The organism is Atribacteraceae bacterium, assembly GCA_035477455.1.
Classification (GTDB): domain Bacteria; phylum Atribacterota; class Atribacteria; order Atribacterales; family Atribacteraceae; genus DATIKP01.
The window spans coordinates 1-7,692 of sequence record DATIKP010000090.1 but is presented as its reverse complement, the minus strand read 5'-3'; the positions used below and the strand labels follow the sequence as shown (position 1 = coordinate 7,692).

The following is a 7,692-nucleotide window of genomic DNA, read 5'->3' as shown; positions in this document are numbered from 1 at the left end:
CACACGCTGACCCCTCAGCACACGCTGGTTTAGTTCCCAGGAGGCATTGTATCACCTGAGGGGGTGGTCCGAATTTTGGGGTATATTATAGGAGAGCCCCTTTATCTCAGTTGGTCGGGTGATCTGGTAGAATGGAAATGTGTCGGTACCTCCTCGATCTTGTTTGATAAACTGTTTGCTCGGGATCAGTTTTTCATCAGGAAGAGAGGAATGATTGATTATCAGGTCATCCATTAGATGAATGAAAGGGTTTTAATACGCCCTTCGGTGGATGAACAATGCCAATAGAGAAAGGAATCATCATGCCAAGCCTCACGACAGATTCTTTAAGGAATATGCTCGAACACAGCTTGCTCTATCCAGGGGCGACAGACCGGGAGATTGATACTTTCTGTATGATCGTCAAGAAGTACCGTTTTGCTACCGCTTATGTTCTGCCTGTTCACTTGGAACGAGTTGTCCCGGAGCTTTCGGTTGGTATGACCAAGATCGGTACGGGTATCGGTTTTCCCTTCGGAACCAGCACCACCAAAATGAAACTTCTGGAAACTGAAGAAGCGATGAACCTGGGGGCAGAAGAAATCGATGTAGTCATTCATATCGGAGCCCTGCGCTCGGGTCGTTACCAGGCGATAGCCGGGGAGCTTGAGAGACTGAGGGGCTTGGTGGAAAATCGTCCCTTAAAAATCATCCTGGAAGTGTCCTATTTGCAACCGGCAGAAATCATCACCGGAAGTCAACTCTGTGTTGATGCAGGAGTAGATTACGTGAAGACGGCCTCAGGATTTGGAATCCGTGATTCCACAATCGATGATGTGCAACTCATTGCCGGCGCGGTCAGTGGGAAAACGAAAGTGAAGGTGGCCGGTGGAATTCGTGATACGGCCACTCTCATCGAGATGTACAAAGCAGGGGCGGTACGGTTTGGAGTGAGCCGGGGGAACCAGATTATTGACGAGTTCGTGAAACGGTATGGAGGTGAGATCGTGTTGTAGGAAGATAGAACGATTTTTCCACGGCTTTTTGCTCAGCAGCATTGACCAGGATTCTTTTGATCGGAGTTGATGGGATGTTTTCGCAGGGATCCACTCCGATAAACACATGGGGCATAGAATCAAGAAAGGATAACATGATGTATTGGTGGGGGGCGAAGGGTTGATCTCCTGTTGCTTCAAGGGTTTTTGAACTTGAAAGACCTGGGAATGCTCTGGATTGAGCAGTTTTTCTGGAATGTTGAGCGAAAGAACGCAACTGACGGAACGGAGGATGAAAACTGTGCCGGAGTTCATGAATTACAGCAATCTTCAAGAAGAGAAACCCCTGGAAATTGGAGTGGTCAGTGAGCGGGAAAAGCATCGTATTCGTGAGCTGGCAACGCGTTGGGCTGAAATAGCCGCCAGCCATGAGATGAAGGAACGAAAGAGACTGTGGAAAGCCCTGAAGGATCTGAAACCGGTCAGGCCCATGGTCCTTTTCGAAACCCTTTCGGTAGCCGGGTTCGTGACCGACCAGGAACTGCAGTGCGAAAACAGCCTGTTGCGCAATGTGGAAAAGACCATGCTGTACCACATCCGCCAGTACGAACAATTACATGACGATATCGTCCTGGAAACCTACTTTCGTGTTGCCTGGAAAGTGACCAGATCTGATTACGGGGTTCCAATCGTGGAACACCACGCGGAAAACTCCCTGGCCTACGTCTCGAATTTTCCGATCCAGCACCCGGAAGATTACAATAAACTCAAAAAACGTACATACAGCGTGGATCGAGATCAAACATTGGCCTTGAAGAATCTGCTGGAAGAAATCTTTGGGGATATCTTACCAGTCCGGCTGGGTAACTATGATTATTTCTTCCCCGATTTGGGGTTCACGCCCTTCACGGGAAACAATTTCATCGGGATCACCATGGATCTGTTCAAGCTCATGGGGAATGACAATATGCTCTTATGGACTTACGATAGGCCGGACGAACTTCACCGGTTTTTGAGATACCTCTGTGACGACCGGCTTACCTTCTACCGCTGGCTCAAGGACGAAGAGCTTTTGGACTTCAATACCGACAACCAGTTCGCCGGACCGTCCAGCTACGGATATGTATCGGCTCTACCGGCGCTGGACAGTAAAGACCAGGTGGACTTCAAGGATGTCTGGGCTTGGCCGGAATCCCAGGAAAGTACACCGTTATCCCCTGCAATGTTTGACGAATTTTTCCTCCCCTACATCGCCGAGGTGGCCAATTTGTTTGGTCTGACCTACTATGGTTGTTGTGAGCCTGTCCATGACCGTATCGAGCATATCATCAAGGCCTTGCCGAACTTGAGGGCTGTGTCGGTCTCGGGATGGAGCGACCTCTCTAAAATGGCTGAAGTGCTTGGTACACAATACGTTTATTCCAGAAAACCTACCCCCGCCCACATCAGTAGTAAATTCCCTGACTGGGATGCAGCCGAAAAGGACATCAGGGATACCTTCAACGCGGCCAGGGACTGCTGCCTGGAGTTCATCGTTCGGGATGTTTACGATGTCGATGGGGATCTTTCCCGCCTGCGCCGGTGGGTCGATATGGCCAGGAGTATCTTGGGGATATAGGCAGGGAGCTGGGGCGGAAGGAGATCACTTCCGCCCCAGATGTATTATGATTCGTCGAATGTGAACTTCTTGGGGTGGAACTGTTTCCCCCGACTGCACTTGGAACCGGTTCAGCGACCACCGGCAGAAACTCAACCGGATGATTGAGGATACTACTGCCTGATCACCTGCTTGCGCCGGGTAGCTATGGTACGGGCGGCGTCGATGGATACCGCCAGGATCAGGATAGCTCCCTTAACCACTTCTCTCCAGTGGAACGAGATGCCGGTGACAGTTTCCAAGTGCACCATGCCGTTACGTATAACTCCCAGGATAAGAATGGCGATGATTACTCCCGATAGACTCCCTTTCCCCCCCGCCAGAGTGACTCCACCCAGCACCACGGCGGTAATCACTTCCAACTCCGCTCCGATCCCAGCGTCGTCCCGACCCAGGCCCAACTGCGCAAGCAGTATCGCCCCGGCCAGCGAGGCCATGATCCCCGAGATCATGTAGCTCAGGAATTTGATACGCTGGACGTTAATCCCGGCCAGCCGGGCGGCGTACTCGTTGCTGCCGGTCTGGTATATCATGCGCCCGTAGTTGGTGTATCTCAACACGAAGGAGGCCAGGATAAACAAGGCAATAATGTAGATCAGGGTTATGGGAAACAGGGGAGGGTTCTGGGGAATGAACAATCGGGCAATGTTCAGAAAGTTCTGGTCATAAATACGACCGGTTCGGAGAATCTCGATCTCCAAGGAAAACCAGGAAGCCAGTCCCCGGGCGAAAGCCATCATCCCCAGGGTGGTAATCACCGGGTTGATCCCCACTTTGGCGATGATGAACCCATTCAGAGAACCGAATATCGCCCCGATGCCCAAGCACCCCAGGAATACTAACCAAGTGGGAAAACCCACTTCATGAAACAAGACCGCGGTGACCGCGGTGAAGCCCAGAATGGAACCCACCGATAAATCCAAACCGCCGATCAAAAGCACAAAGGTCATCCCTACTGATAGAATAGCAACGACCGGAATGTTACTGATGATGGCCTGAAAGTTATGGAATTCCAGGAAATGTGGGGTTAACAGGCCAAAAAACAACACCAGGCCAACCAGCAGGATAAGGAGAGCCGGGACCATGCTCTTGCCGTACAGGAACATTTCACTAAAACGTTCCACGAGAATGTTCTTTTTAGCCGGTTCCGAATGGTCAATCATTTCAGCCATTTTTTCTCCACCGCCCGTTCAGTATCGCTTCCTTTCCCGTAACTCGTATATGGCGACAATGGCGATCAAAAGGATTCCCTGGAAGATCCGGATATGCACCCATTTGAAGCCAATCATGGTAAATCCGTTGTACAGCACTCCTAATATAAGGGCGCCGGCCAAAGTACCCAGGATCGATCCCTTACCACCGGATAAGGCGGTCCCCCCCAACAGCACTGCGGAGATGATGTCGAGCTCTGTACCGATTCCATGCTGAGGCATCCCTACGGCTGTTTGGCCGACCAGGATCAGCCCGCTGAAGGAAGCAGCCAGGCCGCTCATCAGGTACAGGCCGAATTTGACCCGTTCCACCTGGATACCCGACAGGCGGGCCGCTTCCTGGTTAGCCCCGATACAGTAGACCTTGCGTCCCAACTTGGAACGGGCCAGTACAATCCCCAACACGACATAGATCACTCCGAACAGAAACAGGGGGGTGGGCAATCCCAACACGCTTCCCCGACCGATAAAACCGATGAAGTCTTCAAAAACCAGAATGGAAAGACCCCGGGAAATGACAAAGGCTCCCCCCTGGGCCATGGCCATAGTCCCCAGAGTGGTGATGATGGGACTTAAGTTCAAGCGGGTGATGAGCAACCCGTTCAAAGAGCCGATGCAGGCCCCGACGCCCAATCCGATCAGGGTGATCAGCCACATGGGAAGGGGTTCGGGCATATTATATAGTGCTGCGACCACACATGAAACCAGGGCGATATTCCCGCCGACCGATATATCGAGGCCCCCGGTAATCATGACGAACGTGAGCGTACCAGCAATGATCCCGATAAACGAGATATTGGTCAACATGGAGATTATGTTGAAATGCGAGATGAAGTCTCTACTCAAAACGGAAAAGGTGACCACCATCACCAGGAGGATCAGAAACAGGATGAGGGTGGTAGACCATTTATTCTTCAGGTTTTGTTTGCTTGCCATGATATTGTACAATTCCCTCATGGTTTCCCCTTACCCAGTTGCCGCTGCCAGGAGTTTTTCCTGGGAGGCGGTTGTTTTGTCGAAACGCCCGGTCACCCGCCCCTCGGCGATTACGATGATTCGGTCAGACATGGAGAGCATTTCCGGCAGTTCGGAAGAAATCATGAGGATCCCCGCTCCCTGTTCACAGAGCTTCTCCATGAGGATATAGATTTCCGATTTAGCCCCGACGTCTATCCCCCGAGTCGGTTCTATCATAATAAAGACCCGGGATCCGGTTTCGAGGAGCTTGGCCAGCACCACTTTTTGTTGATTGCCCCCCGACAAGTTGTTCATTTCCGTATATATGGAGGGAGTCTTGATATTCAGGTCCTTGACCCACTTTTTTGCCTTAACCTGCTCGGCTTGCCGGCTAATGAACAAACTGTTTCCCAGATTGTCGATGTTGGCCATGGTGATGTTATGATGAACGTTCAGGGAAAGGGCCAAGCCTTCCTTTTTCCGGTCGATCGGTAAAAAACCGATAGTGGATTGCACGGCCTGACGGGGGGAATGGATAGCCGTCCGTTTTCCCTGCAGCAGGATTTCGCCGCCGTCCACCGATTCCAGCCCGTAGAGCGCTCGAGCGATGTTCAGTCTGCCCGAACCCAGCAGCCCGAACAATCCCAGGATTTCCCCCTTTTTCAAGTCGAAGCTGATGTCGTCCACGATGTCCTTGATCGTCAGGTTTTTGACTTCAAGCAGGGTTTCACCGAGAGAGACTTCCTTTTCAGCAAAAAAGGATTCCAGTTCCCGGCCTACCATCATGGAAATCAGGGTATTTTTATCGGTGTCCCGGGTGTTGACCGTACCCACTTTCTTTCCATCCCGCAGCACCGTCACCCGGTCGGTGATCTGGAAGACCTCCTCCAGTCGGTGCGAAATGTAGATAATACCGACTCCCTGTTCCCGCAGGTTTCTGATCACTTCGAAAAGAGAACGGATATCGTTCTGGCCCAGGGCAGCGGTGGGTTCGTCCATCACCAGGATTTTAGCCTGTTTGTTGATCGCCTTGGCAATTTCCACGATCTGTTTCTGGTGAATGGAGAGATCCCCTACCAGTTTCTTCGGGTTGATGTCCACCTTCAGCCGGGAGAGGACTTCCCTAGAACGCCGGTTCATCTCCCCCCAGTCGACCAAGCCGGATCTTTTGCGGGGCAGCATTCCGGCAAAGATATTTTCAGCGACGGTCAGGGTGTCCATGCTGATCAGTTCCTGGTAGATGACCCGGATCCCCTGCATCTGGGAATCATGGGGAGAATGAAAAACGAATTTAGCCCCGTCGATCAGGATTTCTCCCCCGTCCATGGAAAAATCCCCGGACAGGATTTTAATCAGGGTGGATTTACCCGCCCCGTTTTCTCCCAGGAGTCCCAGCACTTCCCCCGATTTGAGGTCAATGCTCACGTTGTCCAGGGCCCGCACCCCGGGGAAACTTTTCGAGATATTGTTCATATTCAACAACAAATCACTCATGGGATCGTCATCCTTGCTCTTTCGGATTAGGACGCTGAATCTGGGATCAAGTCAGAGTTTGAGAAAAAAAGAAAGGGTGGGCTGGGAGGCCCACCCGTTTCTGGTTTCAACTCGCTGGTCAATCGAGCGGGTAGAACTGGTCGATATTGTCCATAGTGATGACTGCATTCTCCACGAAAATATAGGGTGGTACCGGTTGGCCGAGCATCATGGCAGCAGCCGCCGGAACCACGTATTCCCCGTATTTTTCGGGGAAGAAGGCGATGGCGGCGTCGGTCAAGCCTTCCCGCAGCTGGGACTGGCCAAGTTCATCGGCGCCCATGGTGACGATGATTGTCTTGTTAGGATCCCATCGGCCCGCTCCTTGGAGAGAAGCGATGGCCCCAGCCATGGTCTGTTCGTTGATGGAGGCGATAGCGATGGTCTGGGCCCCGGGGTGAGCGGCCATTACATCGTCCATGGCCACTTTGGCCTGTTCGGTCTGTCCCATACCGCCATCGACACGTATGATTTTTTCCTCGGCTTCAGGACCGAAGCGCTCGGTCAGCGCATGAGCAAATCCTTCAGAGCGAAGCATGGTAACCTCTCCACCGGCTGGCATCTGCAACAGCACCACCAAGTCCAAGTTGTCCCAGCCACCCAGCTCGCTTTCGATCAGGTCCGCCATTTTCTGCCCACCCATTGTGGCTACTGCCCAGTTATCAGCTCCCATGAAGGGTGCTCCGGGAACCGGGACATCGATAGCGACAATAGGAATATTGGCTGCCCTGAACCGGGCGGCTACAATGTTGTTGACCTTGGCGTCCGCTTGGAATTGGATGAACACGTCAGGACGGCGGGCGAGCATGATGTCGGCATTACGCAGTGCGATCACCGAATCGTACTGGTTATCGAGAATAATCATGTCGTTATCAGCGAAGCCAGCCAGCCTGGCCTGCTTGATGATATTCTGTTCGACCGAAATACAGAAAGGCAATGTAGCGAAAATATTGGCAAAACCCAACCTTTTACCCTCACCGGGTAAGCCGGGATAGGGTTCTCCCGCTAAAGCAGCTTCACGGAACATCTCAAAAGTGGCATAGGGGTTTTCCTCGGCTAGGGCTACGCTTCCGGCCAGGAATACTACAGTCAACAATATAGCCAAAAAAAGCTTGGATACCTTCATGGGTTTCGAACCTCCCTACTAATGAAATGCTAGTATTGTTTTGAGAGAACTAATTAAGAACTAATTATATGCTTTCCCGCTACACCTCCTTCCTACTCATATATGCTTTCCCACTACACCTCCTTCCTACTCATCCTTTAATCGTTTCTTTAATGTCTTGCTTCTGTGTTTTGTTCTAATCTCTTCAGTTTTGTTCCATTTGGTTTGTAACTAAACATAGACTCCATATTCCCA

General features: G+C 51.6%; 6 protein-coding genes. 2 read left to right on the top strand and 4 right to left on the bottom strand.

Annotation, left to right across the window (positions count from 1 at the left end; translation table 11 throughout):
- The first annotated feature begins 278 nt into the window (after window positions 1–278).
- Together deoC and VLH40_05560 are read left to right on the top strand one after the other, a co-directional pair.
- Window positions 279–995 (top strand): deoxyribose-phosphate aldolase, encoded by a 717-nt coding sequence (gene deoC / locus VLH40_05565; GenBank protein HSV31476.1) that lies wholly within the window; start codon window positions 279–281, stop codon window positions 993–995.
- A gap of 271 nt (window positions 996–1,266) precedes the next feature.
- Window positions 1,267–2,592 carry a hypothetical protein gene (locus tag VLH40_05560; protein ID HSV31475.1) on the top strand — a complete coding sequence of 442 codons (1,326 nt, stop codon included), beginning with the start codon at window positions 1,267–1,269 and terminating at the stop codon, window positions 2,590–2,592.
- A 152-nt stretch (window positions 2,593–2,744) separates the two neighbouring features.
- Here the strand turns inward: VLH40_05560 and VLH40_05555 are convergent, their stop codons facing one another.
- From VLH40_05555 to VLH40_05540, 4 genes are all read right to left on the bottom strand, one after another.
- Window positions 2,745–3,803, bottom strand: coding sequence for an ABC transporter permease (locus VLH40_05555; GenBank protein HSV31474.1), 1,059 nt, complete (start codon window positions 3,801–3,803; stop codon window positions 2,745–2,747).
- A gap of 18 nt (window positions 3,804–3,821) precedes the next feature.
- Window positions 3,822–4,778: an ABC transporter permease gene (locus tag VLH40_05550; GenBank protein HSV31473.1), complete on the bottom strand. Its 957-nt coding sequence runs from the start codon at window positions 4,776–4,778 to the stop codon at window positions 3,822–3,824.
- 30 nt (window positions 4,779–4,808) lie between these two features.
- A complete protein-coding gene (locus tag VLH40_05545; protein HSV31472.1) occupies window positions 4,809–6,293 on the bottom strand; it encodes a sugar ABC transporter ATP-binding protein in 1,485 nt (494 codons plus the stop codon).
- Between the two features lie 118 nt (window positions 6,294–6,411).
- On the bottom strand, window positions 6,412–7,458 hold the full coding sequence (locus VLH40_05540) for a sugar ABC transporter substrate-binding protein (protein ID HSV31471.1): 1,047 nt from the start codon (window positions 7,456–7,458) through the stop codon (window positions 6,412–6,414).
- Between the last annotated feature and the right edge of the window lie 234 nt (window positions 7,459–7,692).